Origin of the sequence: Pseudomonas sp. (genome assembly GCF_017744435.1) — a bacterium.
Classification (GTDB): domain Bacteria; phylum Pseudomonadota; class Gammaproteobacteria; order Pseudomonadales; family Pseudomonadaceae; genus Aquipseudomonas.
The window spans coordinates 1-17863 of record NZ_JAGIBG010000010.1 but is presented as its reverse complement, the minus strand read 5'-3'; the positions used below and the strand labels follow the sequence as shown (position 1 = coordinate 17863).

17 protein-coding genes and 1 tRNA gene are annotated in these 17863 nt (G+C 62.9%); 10 read left to right on the top strand and 8 right to left on the bottom strand.

What is annotated here, in order from left to right:
• Positions 1-24: 24 nt before the first annotated feature.
• On the bottom strand, positions 25-2634 hold the full coding sequence (gene acnB, locus J7573_RS09295; protein ID WP_294333662.1) for a bifunctional aconitate hydratase 2/2-methylisocitrate dehydratase: 2610 nt from the start codon (positions 2632-2634) through the stop codon (positions 25-27).
• Between the two features lie 404 nt (positions 2635-3038).
• On the opposite strand from acnB, the gene J7573_RS09290 reads away from it, so the two are divergent.
• Both J7573_RS09290 and J7573_RS09285 read left to right on the top strand, forming a co-directional pair.
• Positions 3039-3506, top strand: a complete 468-nt coding sequence (locus tag J7573_RS09290) for a DUF1289 domain-containing protein (RefSeq protein ID WP_294333659.1) — start codon at positions 3039-3041, stop codon at positions 3504-3506.
• 72 nt (positions 3507-3578) lie between these two features.
• The gene (locus tag J7573_RS09285) at positions 3579-4202 is read left to right on the top strand and encodes a hypothetical protein (protein WP_294333350.1); all 624 of its coding nucleotides are present in this window, start codon (positions 3579-3581) and stop codon (positions 4200-4202) included.
• 3 nt (positions 4203-4205) lie between these two features.
• Here the strand turns inward: J7573_RS09285 and queD are convergent, their stop codons facing one another.
• Together queD and J7573_RS09275 are read right to left on the bottom strand one after the other, a co-directional pair.
• Entirely contained in the window at positions 4206-4562 is a 357-nt protein-coding gene (queD, locus tag J7573_RS09280) for a 6-carboxytetrahydropterin synthase QueD (protein WP_043202104.1), read from the bottom strand.
• A 52-nt stretch (positions 4563-4614) separates the two neighbouring features.
• Positions 4615-5694 (bottom strand): patatin-like phospholipase family protein, encoded by a 1080-nt coding sequence (locus J7573_RS09275; RefSeq protein WP_294333340.1) that lies wholly within the window; start codon positions 5692-5694, stop codon positions 4615-4617.
• Positions 5695-5846: 152 nt separating this feature from the next.
• Between J7573_RS09275 and J7573_RS09270 the strand changes: the two genes are divergently transcribed.
• The 4 genes from J7573_RS09270 to J7573_RS09255 are packed head-to-tail and all read left to right on the top strand — an operon-like array spanning position 5847 to position 8455.
• Positions 5847-6155 carry a PepSY domain-containing protein gene (locus J7573_RS09270; protein ID WP_294333337.1) on the top strand — a complete coding sequence of 103 codons (309 nt, stop codon included), beginning with the start codon at positions 5847-5849 and terminating at the stop codon, positions 6153-6155.
• The gene (locus tag J7573_RS09265) at positions 6155-6469 is read left to right on the top strand and encodes a PepSY domain-containing protein (protein WP_294333334.1); all 315 of its coding nucleotides are present in this window, start codon (positions 6155-6157) and stop codon (positions 6467-6469) included. The genes J7573_RS09270 and J7573_RS09265 overlap by 1 nt, the downstream gene beginning before the upstream one ends.
• A gap of 1 nt (position 6470) precedes the next feature.
• Entirely contained in the window at positions 6471-7139 is a 669-nt protein-coding gene (locus J7573_RS09260; protein ID WP_294333331.1) for a response regulator transcription factor, read from the top strand.
• A complete protein-coding gene (locus J7573_RS09255; protein ID WP_294333329.1) occupies positions 7136-8455 on the top strand; it encodes a sensor histidine kinase in 1320 nt (439 codons plus the stop codon). Before J7573_RS09260 ends, J7573_RS09255 begins: the two co-directional genes overlap by 4 nt.
• Before the next feature lie 100 nt (positions 8456-8555).
• Here the strand turns inward: J7573_RS09255 and J7573_RS09250 are convergent, their stop codons facing one another.
• Together J7573_RS09250 and J7573_RS09245 are read right to left on the bottom strand one after the other, a co-directional pair.
• Positions 8556-10031: a phospholipid carrier-dependent glycosyltransferase gene (locus tag J7573_RS09250; protein WP_294333325.1), complete on the bottom strand. Its 1476-nt coding sequence runs from the start codon at positions 10029-10031 to the stop codon at positions 8556-8558.
• A gap of 123 nt (positions 10032-10154) precedes the next feature.
• On the bottom strand, positions 10155-10832 hold the full coding sequence (locus tag J7573_RS09245; RefSeq protein WP_363263494.1) for a histidine phosphatase family protein: 678 nt from the start codon (positions 10830-10832) through the stop codon (positions 10155-10157).
• Positions 10833-11178: 346 nt separating this feature from the next.
• Here J7573_RS09245 and J7573_RS09240 point away from each other — a divergent pair, with 346 nt between their 5' ends.
• Positions 11179-12336 carry an HPP family protein gene (locus J7573_RS09240; RefSeq protein ID WP_294333323.1) on the top strand — a complete coding sequence of 386 codons (1158 nt, stop codon included), beginning with the start codon at positions 11179-11181 and terminating at the stop codon, positions 12334-12336.
• Here the strand turns inward: J7573_RS09240 and J7573_RS09235 are convergent.
• Positions 12310-13176 (bottom strand): LysR family transcriptional regulator, encoded by an 867-nt coding sequence (locus tag J7573_RS09235; protein ID WP_294333320.1) that lies wholly within the window; start codon positions 13174-13176, stop codon positions 12310-12312. The two genes, J7573_RS09240 and J7573_RS09235, sit on opposite strands and share 27 nt — an antisense overlap.
• 192 nt (positions 13177-13368) lie before the next feature.
• Here J7573_RS09235 and J7573_RS09230 point away from each other — a divergent pair, with 192 nt between their 5' ends.
• The gene (locus J7573_RS09230) at positions 13369-15258 is read left to right on the top strand and encodes a propionyl-CoA synthetase (protein WP_294333317.1); all 1890 of its coding nucleotides are present in this window, start codon (positions 13369-13371) and stop codon (positions 15256-15258) included.
• A gap of 95 nt (positions 15259-15353) precedes the next feature.
• Here the strand turns inward: J7573_RS09230 and zapE are convergent, their stop codons facing one another.
• Positions 15354-16439: a cell division protein ZapE gene (gene zapE / locus J7573_RS09225; protein WP_294333314.1), complete on the bottom strand. Its 1086-nt coding sequence runs from the start codon at positions 16437-16439 to the stop codon at positions 15354-15356.
• 158 nt (positions 16440-16597) lie between these two features.
• Between zapE and J7573_RS09220 the strand changes: the two genes are divergently transcribed.
• A complete protein-coding gene (locus J7573_RS09220; RefSeq protein WP_294333311.1) occupies positions 16598-17023 on the top strand; it encodes a DUF1810 domain-containing protein in 426 nt (141 codons plus the stop codon).
• A gap of 1 nt (position 17024) precedes the next feature.
• Here the strand turns inward: J7573_RS09220 and J7573_RS09215 are convergent, their stop codons facing one another.
• Complete coding sequence (locus J7573_RS09215) at positions 17025-17267, bottom strand: hypothetical protein (protein ID WP_027593905.1); 243 nt, start codon at positions 17265-17267, stop codon at positions 17025-17027.
• A gap of 270 nt (positions 17268-17537) precedes the next feature.
• Between J7573_RS09215 and J7573_RS09210 the strand changes: the two genes are divergently transcribed.
• A tRNA-Gln gene (locus J7573_RS09210) sits at positions 17538-17612 on the top strand.
• Positions 17613-17863 lie beyond the last annotated feature (251 nt).

Sequence of the window (17863 nt, the reverse complement as noted above, 5' to 3'; positions counted from 1 at the left end):
TGTTTTACAGCCTACAACCGATGCTTACGCCTGAACCACCGGGATCTTGGCGTTGGCAGCCGCTTCGCGGAACTCGGCGATCTGGTCGAAGCTCAGGTAGCGGTAGACGTCGGCAGCCATGCTGTCGATGTCCTTGGCGTACTGCATGTACTCTTCGACGGTCGGCAGCTTGCCGATGATCGAAGCGACGGCAGCCAGCTCGGCCGAGGCCAGGTACACGTTGGTGGCGTCGCCCAGACGGTTCGGGAAGTTACGGGTCGAAGTGGAGACCACGGTCGAACCGGTCTGCACACGTGCCTGGTTACCCATGCACAGCGAGCAGCCTGGCATTTCCATGCGCGCACCGGCCTTGCCGTAGATGCCGTAGTAGCCTTCTTCGGTCAGCTGGTGGGCGTCCATCTTGGTTGGCGGAGCCAGCCACAGACGGGTCGGGATACCGCCCTTGACCTTGTCCAGCAGCTTGCCGGCAGCGCGGAAGTGACCAATGTTGGTCATGCACGAACCGATGAACACTTCGTCGATCTTCTCGCCCTGTACCGAGGACAGCAGGCGGGCATCGTCTGGGTCGTTCGGCGCGCAGAGCACAGGCTCTTTCACGTCGGCCAGGTCGATTTCGATGATTTCGGCGTATTCGGCATCGGCGTCAGCCGACAGCAGCTCAGGCTTGGCCAGCCAGGCTTCCATGGCCTGGGCGCGACGCTCCAGGGTGCGGGCATCGCCGTAGCCTTCGCCGATCATCCAGCGCAGCAGGGTGATGTTGGACTGCAGGTACTCGGCGATGGCCTTCTCTGGCAGCTTGATGGTGCAACCGGCAGCGGAACGCTCGGCCGAGGCGTCGGACAGCTCGAAGGCTTGCTCGACGGTCAGGTCGTCCAGGCCTTCGATTTCCAGGATGCGGCCGGAGAAGGCGTTTTTCTTGCCTTTCTTCTCGACGGTCAGCAGGCCCTTCTGGATGGCGTAGTAAGGGATGGCATGCACCAGGTCACGCAGGGTGATGCCTGGTTGCAGTTTGCCCTTGAAGCGCACCAGGATCGACTCTGGCATGTCCAGCGGCATGACGCCGGTGGCGGCGGCGAAGGCCACCAGGCCGGAACCGGCCGGGAACGAGATGCCGATCGGGAAGCGGGTGTGCGAGTCGCCACCAGTACCCACGGTGTCAGGCATCAGCATGCGGTTCAGCCAGCTGTGGATGATGCCGTCGCCCGGACGCAGCGACACGCCGCCACGGGTGCGGATGAAGTCTGGCAGGGTGTGGTGGGTGTTGACGTCGATCGGCTTCGGATAGGCCGCGGTGTGGCAGAACGACTGCATTACCAGGTCAGCGGAGAAGCCCAGGCACGCCAGGTCTTTCAGCTCGTCGCGGGTCATCGGGCCAGTGGTGTCCTGGGAACCGACGGTGGTCATCTTCGGCTCGCAGTAGGCACCTGGGCGCACGCCCTGGCCTTCTGCCAGGCCGCAGGCACGGCCTACCATCTTCTGCGCCAGGGTGAAGCCCTTGCCGGTGTCGGCTGGCTGCTCTGGTTTCTTGAACAGGTCGGAAGCACCCAGGCCCAGTTCGGCACGGGCTTTTTCGGTCAGGCCACGGCCGACGATCAGCGGGATACGGCCGCCAGCGCGGACTTCGTCCAGCAGCACTTCGGTTTTCAGCGCGAACTCGGTGACCAGCTCGTCGCTGCCGTGACGGCGCACTTCACCTTTGAACGGGTAAACGTCGATGACGTCGCCCATGGCCAGGTTGGTGCAGTCGAATTCGATCGGCAGGGCGCCGGCGTCTTCCATGGTGTTGTAGAAGATCGGGGCGATCTTGGTGCCGAAGCAGAAGCCACCGGCGCGCTTGTTCGGCACGTAAGGGATGTCGTCGCCGAAGAACCACAGCACCGAGTTGGTGGCGGATTTACGCGAGGAACCGGTACCGACCACGTCACCGACGTAGGCTACCGGGAAGCCCTTGGCCTTGACCGCTTCGATCTGTGCCAGCGGGCCGACCGAACCTGGCTGCGACGGCTCGATGCCGTCACGGGCCATTTTCAGCATGGCCAGGGCGTGCAGCGGGATGTCAGGGCGCGACCAGGCGTCCGGAGCAGGGGACAGGTCGTCGGTGTTGGTTTCGCCAGGCACCTTGAACACGGTCAGGGTGTACTTGTCGGCGATGGCCGGACGCGAGGTGAACCACTCGCCGGCAGCCCAGGAGTCCAGCACGGCCTTGGCGTGAACGTTGCCGGCCTTGGCCTTTTCGGCCACGTCGTGGAAGGCATCGAACATCAGCAGGGTGTGCTTGAGCTGTTCGGCCGCGACGGCGCCCAGTTCGGCGTCGTCGAGCAGCGCGACCAGCGTCTCGATGTTGTAGCCGCCCTGCATGGTGCCCAGCAGTTCAGCAGCGTGCTTGCGGTCGATCAGTGGCGACTTGGCTTCGCCCTTGGCGACGGCGGAGAGGAAAGCGGCCTTGACGTAGGCAGCTTCGTCGACCCCTGGTGGAACGCGGTTGGTGATCAGGTCTACGAGGAAGGCTTCTTCGCCGGCTGGCGGGTTTTTCAGCAGCTCGACCAGGCCTGCAGTTTGTTCGGCGTTCAGCGGCTGGGGCACGATACCCAGGGCGGCACGCTCTTCGATGTGTTTGCGGTAGGCTTCAAGCACAGTTATTACCCTCATCAGTGGTCCCTAAAGGGAGTCCGGGACGCTCATCCAGCATTCAATGCACCCATGCGCTGCCACGGCTTTGTGGGCCGCCCAGCCAGAGTCGCAAAGAATCCTTACAGAAGCTGCTTTCAAAGTTTTACGCCTGCAGAACGGGAGCTGATGAGGGCTGGCGCGGGCATGCGAGGGATGCATGGCCCGGGCCAACGCCGTTCTACCGGATGAACTGTGCTCGTGACGCTTTGAAAACAGCTTCCAACGGACATTGTTGCCTTGAAAAGGCGGGATGATTCTACGGCAAAAAATGCCCGAAGGTAAGGCAGCGATCATGACTTTAACGGGTGACCCTGGTTAGACAAAGGGCTAACATGACCCCGTGTTCCACCGCCAAGCCGTTGTTTTCAATGTCCAACCAGTCCATCAAGACCCCTTGTGTCGGCCTCTGTTCCACTGTTTACGGGGACACCGTATGCCGTGGCTGCAAGCGTTTCCATCACGAAGTGATCAACTGGAACGGTTATGACGACGAGCAGAAGCGTGCCGTCTGGCTGCGTCTGGAGCAACTGCTGGTGCAGGTGATGATGGCCAAGCTCGAAGTGTTCGACAAAGGCCTGCTGCGCCAGCAGCTGCAGCAGCGTTCGATCCGCTTCGTCGAGCAACAGTCGGAATACTGCTGGGCCTACCAGCTGATCGCCCGTGGGGCGCGGATGATCCGTGATCTGGAAGCCTACGGCATGGTGCTGCTGCCGGAGTTTCGCGATTGGGAGTTGCCGCAACTGCGTGACGCCATTGACCGTGAGTTCTTCCTGTTGTCCGAAGCCCATTATCAGCGTTACATCGCACCGGCCTTTCTCAAGGGCGACCTGCTCTAGATCGACTTCCCTCTGCTTGCAGGTACTGCCCTGGCATAGCGTACTCGCTTGACCATTGCCAGGTAGCGAGCCATGAAAAACGTCTATGTCCATGACCCTGACTCTTCCTTCTACGCTGAATGCTGGTGGCAGCTTTCGAGCACACCCCTGAGCCAGGAAAGTTGGGACTTTGCCGCGCCGCAGCTGGCGCCGATCTGGGTGCAGTTCTACAGCGGCGATGGTGAGGATGGCTGGGTGCGCACTGAGCCCGAGGGCTCGAAGATTGCCTCATCCAGGGCTCCGATCAGGAGCGTGGCAACGCACGTCCGTTGCGTGATGCTATGGTTTGGCCTGTACCGCAGAGGGGCCAAGGAATACTACGAAATTCGCCCCGTGGACGATAAGTTCCAGAGACGGCAGTTTCTCATGGAGGATGACAACCTTGCGGGATACGTCGGGATGTATGACTGTGCCCACGATGCCGGGCAGGAACGGGTGATCGAAAACTGGTATCACCGTTCCCGGATGTGGCGCATCGAGGGGTTGCCCTCTTTGGGGCTGGTACAGAATCAACTCGTGTGCAATTTGCGCTTCATTGCACCTAGCGGTTACCCGATGAACCGTTACAAGCAGTTCGGTCGCCCCTACTTGTATACCGGTGGCGGCACACCAGGGCGGGTCTCCATGAAAATCATCCACAAAGGCCCACGCCCATGAGTATCAGTCGCCGGTGTATTCGCAGCCGCTGGTGCAGGTTTCGTGGATGCGCACTTTCGACAGCTCCGGCATCAGTGGCTTGACCTGTTCCCAGATCCACTTGGCGATCACTTCGCTGGTGGGGTTTTCCAGGCCTGGGATGTCGTTCAGGTAGTTGTGGTCCAGTTGCTCGTAGATCGGCTTGAAGATCGCCTTGACCTCGGCGAAGTCGCGGATCCAGCCAGTGTGCGGGTCGAGCGGGCCGGTCAGGTGCAGGCCGACCTTGAACGAGTGGCCGTGCAGGCGGCCGCACTTGTGCCCTTCAGGAACGTGGGGCAGGCGGTGGGCCGACTCGAAGGTGAACTCTTTAAAAATTTCCACGCGTCATAACTCTGTGTGAATCAATAATGCGCGCAGTCTACCAGCATGGCCGCTACAAGGCTTGCAGGCGTTCGTGCAACCGCCCGGCGGCGATCAGTTCGAGCAGTTCGTCACCCAGCCGCTGGCTTTCGGCAATGGCTTTGTACCAGTAGCGCTTGCGACTCGGCGCGTCGCCCATGAAGCGCTTGAAGTCGTTGCGGTCCGGCAGCTTACCGAAGGGCAGGGCGGCCAGGTACTGCGGCGAGGGCGTCATCAGCAGCACGTTCTGCAGGCGCGTGGCGTCACCCTTGCGCCAGGGCAATGCCTTGTCGAACCAGCCGGGCACCACTTTGTCGGTGAAGTGCGGGTACAGCACCAGGTCGTCACCGCGGTAGGGCAGGTCGAGGTGGTAGTCGAGCAGGCCGCCGTCGCGGTAGGTGCCAGCACCGGCGCCGGGAATGTCACGCACGCCTTCCATCACCATCGGGATCGAGCCCGAGGCGAGCAGGGCCTGGCGCAGGTTGGCGAGGTCCAGTGGCAGGCAGCGCGAGGGGAAGTCAGTCAGCGCATCGAGTGGCGGCACGCTGCGCTCATCATGCAGGATGATCCGTTCAAAGTGCCGGGCCAGGCGCGAGCGCCCCAGCAGGTTGCTGGCGATCACCGAACCCAGGCCCATGCCCAGGCGACCACGATGGTCGTGCGCGAGCTGGCCGTGGCTCTTCACCACCAGGATGTTCAGGCGGTAGTGCCGGTTGGCGAGGATTTGCCCGTCGCGCCCCTGCAGCAGGTCGTCGAGCATGCGCTGGCAACTGCGGCTGATCTCGGCGGGCGTGACGCCCTTGGCGAAGTCCTGTTCGGTATACAGTTCGCCCAGGCGGCGGAGGCCGGCGACCGGGTCGTCGAGGCAGGCGCTGGCGAAGCGCCAGGAGCCGATCGAGGCGCCGATCAGCGCGCGTTGCCGTGGTGCCGAAGGCAGCCATTCACCGAACAGTGCCAGGTCCAGGCCCTGGATGCCCAAAGGCTTGGGGCCGCCCGCAGCACCTGGCAGCACGCCCACATCGGCCGCCTGCAAACCACGTTCGCGAATCTGCTGCAGCGCACGCTGGCCAGCCTTGAAGGTGAGTGCAGGGTATTTGATGTGAATGGCGCTCATCACGGATCTCGCAAGTAACAAGCCGGTCATTATAGGGGCTTGATAGCGTTACAGCTGCGCTATCATGGCGCCAGCTGTTTTCAGGTTGAATTAAGGACCGCTGGTTAGTCTTAACCCCGTAGACAACTTGAACGTCGCTCAGGAGAGCCACCATGAAAACCTTGACTGCCCTGTTCACCGCCGCCGCCCTTGCCCTGGGCGCCAATGCCGCTTTCGCCAAGGACGTCCAGCCGGACGAAGTGGTCAAACTGGTCAATGCCAAGACCATCAAGTCGCTGGACGAACTCAAGGCCACCGCCGTGGCCAAGCACCCAGGCGCCACCGTCACCGACTTGGAGCTGGAAGACGAATACGGCCGCTATATCTACAAGGTCGAACTGCGCGACACGCAGAACGTCGAGTGGGATGTCGACCTGGATGCCAAGACCGGCGAAGTGCTGAAGGACGAGCGGGACAGCTGATGATCCACTTACCCCGGCCGGCGCGATACCTGGCGTTGTCGTTGCTGGCCGTGTGCTCCCTGGCCATTGCCCGCGACCTGGACCAGGACCAGGCCCTGAAGCTGCGCCAGAAGGGCGTCATCCTGCCGCTCGAACAACTGCTGGAAACCGCCCTGGGGCGTTACCCCGGGGCGCGCCTGCTGGAGGCCGAGCTGGAAGAACACGACGGCCGCTACGAATATGAAGTCGAGCTGCTGACCAACGACGGCGTGGTGCGCGAGATCAAGCTCGATGCCAGCAGCGGTGCCCTGCTCAAAGACGAGGAAGACGACTGACATGCGCCTGTTGCTTGTCGAAGACAACGTGCCCCTGGCCGACGAACTGACCACCAGCCTGCAGCGCCAGGGATATGCCATGGACTGGCTGGCCGATGGCCGAGACGCGGTGTATCAGGGCCAGAGCGAACCCTATGACCTGATCATCCTCGACCTCGGCCTGCCGGGCTTGCCGGGCCTGGAAGTGCTGGCGCAGTGGCGTGCCGGCGGCCTGGCCACGCCGGTGCTGATCCTGACGGCGCGAGGCTCGTGGGCAGAGCGGATCGAAGGCCTGAAAGCCGGGGCCGACGATTACCTGAGCAAGCCCTTCCACCCCGAGGAATTGCAGCTGCGCATTCAGGCGCTGCTGCGCCGTGCCCGGGGCCTGGCCAACCAGCCAACGCTGGAAGCTGCAGGCCTGCACCTGGATGAAAGCCGCCAGTGCGTGAGCCGTGACGGTGTCGATGTCCAGCTGACGGCGGCGGAATTTCGCCTGTTGCGTTATTTCATGCTGCACCCGCAGCAGATCCTGTCCAAGAGCCACCTGGCCGAGCACCTGTACGACGGCGAGACCGAGCGCGATTCCAATGTGCTGGAGGTGCACGTCAACCACCTGCGGCGCAAGCTGGGCCGCAGCGTCATCGAGACACGCCGCGGGCAAGGCTACATCTATGCCGGGAGCGGCGGATGAAATCCATCCAGGCGCGTCTGAGCCTGGGCCTGGTCGCCGTGCTGGTAATGGTCGGGGTGGTGCTCGCGCAGCTCACGTTGTGGCTGTTCGAAGCGGGTTTGCAGCGCTACCTGGAAAACGGCCTGCGCAAGGAGAGCGAAAACCTGCTGGTGGCATTGGTGCGCGGGCCCAATGGCCTGCAACTGGATGAGCGGCGCATCTCCGCGGCTTACCAGCGACCTTTCTCCGGTTACTACTTCCGTATCGATTTCGAGCAGGGCACCTGGCGCTCGCGCTCGCTGTGGGACCTGGACATGCCCAGGCCGGCCGCGCCGGGGCTGTCCGACAGCCACGAGCTGGGCCCGGAAGGGCAGCAACTGCTGGCCTTGCGCGCCGATTACCGGCGCCTGGGCCAGGACATCTCGATCAGCGTGGCGCAAGACTACTCGCCGGTGCGTGAGGGCTTCCGTCGTCTGCAACAGATCGGCCTGGGCATGGGCCTGGTGGCGTTACTGATCGTGCTGGTGCTGCAGCGCATCACCGTCACCCGCTCGCTGCGCCCGCTGGAGCGCGCGCGCCAGCAGATCGCCCAGCTGCAGCAAGGCCAGCGCTCGCAGCTCGATGCCGAGGTGCCCAGCGAGCTGGCACCGCTGGTGGACCAGATCAACCACTTGCTCAGCCACACCGAAGACAGCCTGCGCCGCTCGCGCAATGCCCTGGGCAACCTCGGCCATGCGCTGAAGACACCGCTGGCGGTGCTGCTCAGCCTGGCGTCTAGCGAGCGCTTGCAAGGCCTCCCGGAGGTGCAGGCGCAGCTGCGCGAGCAGTTGGAGCAAATTCAGCAGCGCCTGGCCCGCGAGCTGAACCGGGCGCGCCTGGCGGGCGATGCCTTGCCGGGGGCGCAGTTCGATTGTGATGCCGAGCTGCCGGGCTTGTTGGCAACCTTGGGTATGATCCATGGCGAAGGCTTGCTGCTCGCGCGCGATGTGCCGCCGGGGCTGCTGCTGCCGTGGGACCGCGAAGACGTGCTGGAGCTACTCGGCAACCTGCTGGACAACGCCTGCAAGTGGGCCGACAGCGAAGTGCGGCTCGGGATTGCGCCGACGGACGAGGGCTATCAGTTGTGGGTCGATGATGATGGCCCAGGGATTCCCGAAAGCCAGCGCCTGCAAGTGCTGGAGCGCGGCTCGCGGCTGGACGAGCAGGTCGATGGGCATGGCCTTGGGCTGGGGATCGTGCGCGATATCGTCGAGGCCTGGGGTGGGCAGCTGGCGCTGCTGGAAAGCTCACTGGGCGGGTTGCGGGTCAGCATCGAGCTACCGCGCAAGGCTCGCTAGTGCTGCAAGGTAGGTCCGCCAATTGCAGTTGCGCTAGCCAAGGCCCAGAAACCGTTCTGCCCGGCAAACTTCGTATTCCATGGCTGGGACTCTGGCCCCGTCAGTTGTTCCCAGCCGAATCAACGTCAGCGACGAAATCATAAACGCGGCCCCCCACCTTGAAACTGTCGATAACGACAAGTGGTGGCAGGGGAACTGATGAACGTTCCATGATGGCAACATTCACCGGAGCGCTGTTCAGAAAGGCCATCAGCTGCGGCTCTGACGTCAGCGTATCGAGCAGGCTCTGGCTGTGGAAGACACTGGCGCCGGCCAGGCGTTCGCTGGGTTGGAACAACGCAACTTTGCGTCCTTCGAGCTGAAGGGTGTGGATCTCCTCCGTCAATGGCAAGTACGACAACTGCGTGTCCGCTCTGGGGACCAGCCATAACGCTGCCATCACGTATCCGATCGTCAGTAGCGCGACCCCTGCCGCGGTCAGTACCTTGTGGTTGAGTGTCAAAAATGCTGCATAGCCCGCTTGGGCACTGCGCTCACGCAGTCGTGTTCCCAGTACAAACACATACTCTGCCGCGATCACTGCTGCAGCAGGTGTCAGTGCCATCAGATACACCATGCGCTTGCTGGAGGCCAGGGAAAGCAGGAAAAACTGCGCGAACAGCCAGAGGCTGAAAAACATCAAGTGACGATTGGCAACTAGCTGCTTGCGAAAATGCCACAGGCCGATATAAACCAGCAGGTTCCAAGGCAAGAACGCTTCAGGCAGTTTGGCTGCATAGTAATAGAAGGGCTCATAATGACCTGCTTCCACGAATGAGCCACTGAAACGGCCGACACTGTTGTTCCACAGCACATCCTCAAGTGCCTTTGTACCGCCCTGTTGGTAGAGAAAGTACAACCAGATCGACAGCGGTATCAGCGCCAGCAGGGTGAACATCGCCGGACGGAGCCAGTCCCCGGCCACCCACCGTTTCTGCTGTACGCTTTCGCAGATCAGCCAGGCGAAAATCACTACGCCTGGCATCGCCAGCCCCAGAACGCCTTTGCTTAAGGTGGATATCACAATCCCCAACGTGAACAATAGCCACAAGCCGAGGTTTGAAGAACCGGATCGCGCACGCTGGCTTACGTGGAAGTAGGCCATCAACGCCGTCGTCACGCCAAGCGTCAACAGTGCGTCCTCGCCCACTTGCCGCGAGTTGGCCCAGAAGCTGGCGGAGGTCGCCAGTATGAATGCAGCGCACCACGCAACAGCTGCCGGGCGCCCGGTGCGTATCAGAATGGTGTACAGCAGCATTACGCAGAACAGTCCCGCAAAGGCCGACGCCAGCCTGACCGTCAGCGGCGATGCGCCCCACATCCCGATCGCCGAAGCACCGAGCCAGACGCTCAACGGCGGCTTTTCCAGGAATGGCTCACCGTTCAACGTCGGGGTCACCCAGTTATCGCTAAGGTGCATCTCCATCGCGATGCCCGCCACGCGGGGCTCCGTGGAGTTCTGGAGCTGGTGGTTGCCCAAGCCGAGAAAGAACAGCACTGCGAGGAGGCATAGCAGCAAGGGTGCTCGATAGATCATTACCATGGACCGAAGACAAGGGACAGGCCCTCTGGGTTTATACGAAGCTTCGCGCAGGCACTTTTCGTAAACGCCTCAGGAGGAGGACGCGCCTGCATGCCACCCTTGCTTGAAACGGTGTTTCTAATGCATGGGAGTGGGAAGGTTTGCCCAGTCCTCGTGGTTCAGTATCCCGCGCAGAGATGCTTTGCCCTGGCTATTCACAGCAATGAACAGAGCACTGGCGTATTCGCTTTTAGGGGCGCGAGGATAGCCGTACAACGTCTCGATCTTGCTGATGCAGCCGCTGTGGGTAACCAGGATCAGGTTGCGCTTGTCCTTCTTGTGGGCAATGGCTTGATCGATCAGCGTTTCATCGCAGTCGTAAAGCCAGCTCTGAGTGCTCGCCGAGGGGCCGAACATGGATTGCGCGGTCTGAACGGTGCGTGTGGTGGGGCTGGCGAACACGTCGGTGCTCTCCAGGCCGAGTCGTTCGAATGACTGGCCGACAGCCGTCGACACAGCGCTGCCAACGACCGTGATGCCGTCCATGGGGCCCAGGCACTCATTGCTTGAACTGTCACAGCGCTCGCCGTGCCGAACCAGCACGATCACATCGCCTGCTTTCCAGCTGGCATACAACCCCGTGCTGGTCATGTTGCCATCTTGTGCGAGGTTTACAGGCGAACGCGGCCAATAGTGGTAGGCCAACGACGCCAGCGCCATTAACGCCGATACAGCCAGTAGCAACCTGTAACGCATGGGGACGACCAGGCGTCGCCGGTTCAGGCTTGCGGTCAGTTGGTCGTGCTGTTGCCTCATGCGCTTGCTCCACTGAAAAGCTTGAGCCACGGGTATTCACGGCAGTTACTTGAAGAGCCGGCAGCGTAGACGCTGAAATGTCATTAATTGGTGAGGAGCGCATGAACGCAGTGTTAGGCAGAGTGCCGTTACCGCTCAGCACTGCAAAAAAATTGCAGTACAGCCGCATTTTTTTGAATTAGCCCAATCTCCCCCCGCCCGGCACAATCCCCCACACGAAACCCTGCGGTTTCCATCTCTCCACGGACGGAGCCCCCTTGAGCTATTGCATCCGCAATGCGAGGCCCAGGCCACTTCGGCTGGGCTTTCTTTTTAATCAGAAAAACCACAGATCCCGATTACCTAAATGTCTGCCATGCGTTCCGAAGGTCGTCTGCAGCGGCTGTTGCCAGCGCCCCTGAATATCCCCCCAAAACAATGGTTGCGTGCCGGTATCGGCGCCTTGCTCGGCTTGTTCCTCGCCGGCTGGCTGACCAGCCTGGCCTATGGCCCGGGCATTGCCCTGCACCTGCTCGGCCCGTTGGCGGCCTCGGCGGTGCTGGTGTTCGCCGTGCATTCCGGGCCCTTGGCGCAGCCGTGGCCAGTGCTTGGCAGCTATGCCCTGGCCACTGCGGTCGGCCTGGCCATGCGCCAGGGCTTCGGCCCTGAACTGTGGGTGGCGGCCGTTGCCCTGGGGGTTTCGATCCTGGTGATGTGCTTGCTGCGTTGCCTGCACCCACCCGGTGGTGGTGTGGCGGTGAGCGCAGTACTGGCCGACCCGGGGCTGACGGCCATGGGCGATCACCTGCTTGAACCGGTGCTGCTCAACGCGCTGATCCTGGTGGCCGTGGCCGTGATCTACAACCGCCTTACAGGCGTGCGCTATCCGAAAGGCGTGGCGCCGCGCAAGGACTTGCACCACACCCACGACCCGCTGCCCAGCGAGCGCGTGGGCATCCGTGGCGCCGACCTGGATCAGGCCCTGGAAGAGTTGGGCGAATTTGTCGACGTCACCCGCGACGAGCTGGAGCGCATCATCCTTGCCACCGAGCAGCATGCGCTGCAGCGCAGCCTCGGCGGCATCACTGCCGGGGCGGTGATGTCCCGCGACGTGCAGTTCGCTACACCGGACACCACCCTGGAGCAGGCCTGGAAGATGCTCGCCGACCACCACCTGAAAACCTTGCCGGTGCTTCAGCAGGGCAAGCTGGTGGGCATTGTCAGCCTCAGTGACCTGGTCGGCCCGGCCATGCAGCGCGGCCAGTTCAGCTGGCGTGGCCTGTTCGGCCGCAAGGCGGTGCGCATGGAGCAGGTGATGAGCCGGCGGGTGGTCAGCGTCAGCAGCCAGCACCCGCTGGAGCGCCTGCTGCCGCTGCTGTGCGAGCAGGGCCTGCACTGCCTGCCGGTGCTCGACGGCGAGCAATTGGTTGGTGTGGTCACCCAGACCGACCTGATCGCCGGCCTCAAGCGCCAGTTGCTCAGTGCTGCCAGCGCTGCCTCAGATAACCGGGTCCCAGCGTTGTGACCAATCGCTGGCGCCGGCGGCCACCAGCTGGCGCAGCACCGCGATGGCCTGCTGCAGGGCCTCGCTGTCGCGCTTGCGCGGGTAGACCAGGTAGGTCGGATAGGTGAATTCCGGCGCCTGTGGCACGCGCTCGAACACGCCGGTCTCCAGGTAGGCCTGTACCACGCGGGTCCGGAAATATCCGCTGCCACCCTGGTCGAGGATGAACTGCAGGGCCAACGGCCCGAGGTTGAAGCTCAGCGCCGGGCGTGCGCAGTCGGGCAGGGCGGCGTCATGCTGGCGGCGGAAGGCTTCGCCCCAGTCGATGTAGATATACGGCTCGGGTTGATCGACCCGCCGCACGCGGATCAGCTTCTCTTCCATCAACTGCTCCACCTGCAGCCCTGGGCCGTAGGTCGGCTGGTACACCAGTGCGGCGTCGAGCAGGCCCATTTCCACCTTGCGCAGCAACGACTCGCCATCGCTCACCTCGCTGCGGATGGCATGGCTGGGCAGCTCGCGGTGCAGGGCGCCGACCCAGTCGAGCAACATCGGGTTACCCAGGCTCACTTCCGCGCCCACATGCAGCACTTGCTGGCAGCCTTCGGGCAGTGGCAAGTCGCGGCGTGCCGCTTCCCAGGTCTGCACCAGCTGGTTGGCATAGCTGACGAAGGCCTCGCCGTCGCTGGTCAGGCTGGCACCGTTGCGGCTGCGCACGAACAGCTGGCAACCCAGTTGCTGCTCCAGGCGTTGCACGCGGGCGGTGATGGCCGTCTGCGACACGAACAGGCGTTCGGCGGCGGCGACCAGGCTGCCGCAACGCACGATTTCCAGGAAGGTTCGGGCCTGATCGATGTCCATGAGCTGCTCTGTGGCGGGGAGGGTGGCCTATTCTAGAAGCTTTGCACCATTCTGGGTCATGGACAGGGGCAATTTTGCCTTGTCTGCAAATTTGCAGGTCCGTTGTGACTTTAGTCCCATGGCGGCCCCGGTGTGGCGGGCCATACTCACTCTTCGCCCTTCAATAACAACAAGTACCGGGTTTTCATCAACATGACCTACCAGCACAGCTACGCCCAATCCATTGCCGACCCTGCTGCCTTCTGGGCCGAACAGGCCGAATCCCTGGCCTGGTACCGCAAGCCCTCGCTGACCCTGCAGGACAACCCCGACGGCACCCACCGCTGGTTCGCTGACGGCCGCCTGAACAGCTGTTACCTGGCCCTCGATCGGCAGATCGAACTGGGCCGCGGCGAGCAGCTGGCGCTGATCTACGATTCCCCCGTGACCGGTGTGCAGCAGGCCTTCACCTATCACCAGTTGCGCGACGAAGTGGCACGCCTGGCAGGCCTGCTGCGGCAGTTGGGCGTGGGCAAGGGCGACGGGGTGATTATCTACATGCCGATGGTGCCCCAGGCGGCCATGGCCATGCTCGCCTGCGCACGAATCGGCGCGGTGCATTCGGTGGTGTTCGGTGGCTTTGCCGCCAACGAGCTGGCACTGCGCATCGATGATGCCCGGCCGACGCTGTTGCTCACCGCGTCCTGTGGCCTGGAGTTCGACCGGGTGATCGCGTACAAGCCGCTGGTCGACCGCGCCCTGCAGGTGGCCCACCATCAGCCCCGCAATGTGTTGGTGCTGCAACGGCCCCAGGCCCGTGCGCAGCTGCAGCCAGGCCGTGACCTGGACTGGCAGCAGGCGCTGGCCAGCGCCGAACCGGTGGCGCCCGTCGAGCTGGATGCCGGCGACCCGCTATACATCATGTACACCTCCGGTACCACCGGCAAACCCAAGGGCATCGTCCGCGAAAATGGTGGCAACGCGGTCGCCCTGTGCTATGCGATGCGTCATATCTATGGCATGCAGGCCGGGGACGTGTGGTGGGGCATTTCCGATGTCGGTTGGGTGGTCGGCCATTCGCTGATCGTCTACGGGCCGCTGATGAGCGGCTGCACCACGGTGTTCTATGAGGGCAAGCCGATCCGCACGCCGGACGCCTCGGCCTACTGGCGGGTGGTCGAGCAGTACAAGGTCAATGCCTTGTTCTGCGCTCCGACTGCCATGCGTGCGATCCGCAAGGAAGACCCGGATGGCGAACTGATCCGCAAGCATGACCTGAGCTCGCTGCGCCAGCTGTTCCTGGCCGGGGAAAAGCTCGATTCCAGCACCCATGAGTGGCTGGAACGGGTCACCGGCAAACCGGTGCACGACCACTGGTGGCAGACCGAAACCGGCTGGCCAGTGACCGCGCCTTGCGTGGGGCTGGCGGGCAGTGCGGCGCGGCCGGGTTCGAGCAACCGTGCGGTGCCGGGTTATCACGTGCGCGTGCTGGATGATGACGGACATCTGTTGGGCCCTGATCAACAAGGCGCCATCGTCATTGCCCTGCCGCTGCCGCCGGGGTGCAGCCAGACCCTGTGGGGCGACCATGAACGCTACCTGCAGGCGTACCTGCAGACCTACCCGGGTTACTACCACACCGGTGACGGCGGCTACCTGGACGAGGATGGCTTCGTCTACATCATGGGCCGCACCGATGACGTGATAAACGTCTCCGGGCATCGGCTGTCCACGGGCGAGATGGAAGACCTGGTCGCCCGCCACCCGGCGGTGGCCGAGTGTGCGGTGATCGGTGTGCATGACGAGATCAAGGGCCAGGTGCCGCTGGCGCTGGTGGTGCTCAAGGATGGCGAGAGCATTGCCGAGGCGCAGTTGCTGGTGGAACTGGTGGGCAGCGTGCGTGAGGAAATCGGCGCGCTGGCGTGTTTCAACCGGGTGCGCCTGGTGAAGCGCTTGCCCAAGACCCGCTCGGGGAAAATCCTGCGGGCGGTGCTGCGCAAGATTGCCGATGGGCAGGCGTATGTGCCGCCTTCGACCCTGGATGACCCGGCGGTGCTCGGGGAGATCGAGGCGGTGCTGGCGGATTTGCCAAGGGCTGGCTGATGGGTTGACCTGTTCCGGCCACTTCGCGGCTAAAGCCGCTCCCACAGGGACGGCGCTGACCCTGTGGGAGCGGCTTTAGCCGCGAAGAGGCCGGGTCAGGCAATAAAGCTTTCGGGTCCAGCCTGATGCAGCTGCCCTAACCGGCTCCGGGTCCGCATCAGGTCGGCCAGCGGCCCGCCGAGGCTTTCTTCCAGTGGTCGCCGCCCGATCACGGTCACCTGCCGATCCTGGTCATACAGCACATCCACCAGGTTGACGAAGCGCTGCTGCGCCGCCAGCGAACACTCCGACAGATCATCCAGCCCATCGATGAACCACTCGTCGTACTGGCCGGCCAGCACCAGGTAGTCGATCACTGCCGTGGCCTTCTCGCACAGGTCGTCAAAGGCCAGCACCACGCGTCGGCCATCAATGGCCAGGGCGCGCAACGGCCGTTTGTTCACCTCCAGCACCACCGGTTGTTCATCCGGCACCTTCAGCGCCTGACGCTGCGCCGCATCCCCCGGCCACACATAGTGCCCCTGGGTAAAGCGCTGGTGCTCGCGGTTGGCCGGCAAGCTGCGAAAATCGGTGTCGCCACCGACTTCAAGCACGTCCATCGAGCTGTTGATCAGGCGGATCACCGGCAGGAAGCGCTCGTGGTACAGCGGGTTGGGCAGCAGCCCTTCAGGTGCGTAGTTAGACGTCACCAACAGGAAGATGCCGCGGGCGAACAGGGCGTTGAACAGTCGGGTGAGCAGCATGGCATCGCCGATGTCATGCACATGGAACTCGTCGAAGCACAGCACCTGGCAGTCACCCAGCAGTTCGTCCAGGGTGGCGCCCAAGGCATCGTCCAGCAGGCGGTGCTGGTGCATGCCCTGGTGCAGGCGGGCGAAAAAGTCGTGGAAGTGCAGGCGCCGCTTGGCCGCTACCGGTACCGCCTGGAAAAAGCCATCGAGCAGCCAGCTCTTGCCGCGGCCGACCGAGCCATGCAGATAGAGGCTGCGTGACTGACCACCCTCAAGATGCGCAAGCTGCCCGGCCATGCTGTCGATGACCCGGCGCTGGCCGTCACTGAGCTGATAGCCACGGCTGTGCGCCTTGTCCTCGAACCAGCCGAGCAGTTCACTCTGGTGGGATGACGCACCACGCAAGCGCTGGCCGAGCTGGCGCAGCGGGGAAGGGATCCAGGCAGACAAAAGCTGAGCTCCTTGGGCAAAGGCAGGGCAGCGTGCAGCTTGCCCGAGGGCGGCCATTGTGACCAATAGATAAAGTGCCGGGCAATGATCGGCTGGCGCGATAGGTCGGTCGAACAGGCGTAGGCTAGGAGGATGAGCCAAGTAGAGGAGTCGTGGCCATGCCTGCCGATTTCAAGCTCGAACGTTTCGTTGAAGCCCAGGACCGGGTGTACGACCAGGTCCTGCAGGAGCTTCAGGCCGGACGCAAGCGCAGCCACTGGATGTGGTTCGTGTTCCCGCAACTCGACGGCCTGGGCCACAGCATCATGGCCGAGCGTTATGCGCTGTCCGGCCTCGACGAGGCCCGTGCCTATCTCGCTCATCCAGTGCTGGGGCCACGGCTGGAAGCCTGCGTGACCGCCCTGGTGCAGCACAGCGACAAGAGCGCCCGAGAGATCCTCGGCAGCCCCGACGATCTCAAGCTGCGCTCGTGCCTGACCCTGTTCGGCCAAGCGGCGCCTGACCATCCGCTGTTCCCGCTTGGCCTGGTGCAGTTCTATGGCGGTGAACCGGACTTGCGCACACTGGCGTTGCTGAAGGGTTAGCTCAGGCCTTGCGCTCCAGCTGGCGCTCGATCATGTACTTCACGGTCAACCGGCGTTCTTTCAGGTGGCGCAGGTCTTCGTCGACAAAATTGCCGGCCGAGATCGATTCGGCGGCCAGCACCTGGTTGTCGATGTCCATGTACTCGTCGAGCAGGCGGTCCAGGGCCTTGTCCTGCTGGCGCCGCTGCTGAACGATTTCGCGCGGGTAGTGCAGGTCCTGGTAGAGGTCGTGGGAAACGGGCATGGTGTCCTCCTTGGTCAATGCAGTTCGCTTATCTGATTGGAAGGGAGGAATGCGATTGTGTTGAGGCGAGGCGGTGGAAAAACGACGGGTGGTTGCCCTGACGGGCCATGAAAACCGCTCGGAAGCACTAACTTGCTGTTTTAAAGCATTTTTTTTCACGTTGGGGGTTTACAGGGCGAATCTATGTGTTAAAGTGCCGCGCATTCCAAGACAACAACCCAGTTGTCACTCAGTTGGAATTGTCAGGGCAGCATCAGCTGCATCCGATACAGGGGCGTCGCCAAGCGGTAAGGCAGCAGGTTTTGATCCTGCCATGCGTTGGTTCGAATCCAGCCGCCCCTGCCATTTTCTCTCTTCAAATACCTATTTTTGGTTCAGTGCAGACGACAGTCGGCGCTGGGTTTTGCTGTTTCTGTTTCCTACACCGGCCTCTTCGCGGCGGTTCGGCGCGAAGAGGCGCCCGCTCCCACAGGTACTGCACTGCCCTCAAGGGCGGCGATATCCCTGTGGGAGCGGGCGCCTCTTCGCGCCGAACCGCCGCGAAGAGGCCGGTGTAGGAAACAGAAACAGCAAAACCCAGCGCCGACTGTCGTCTG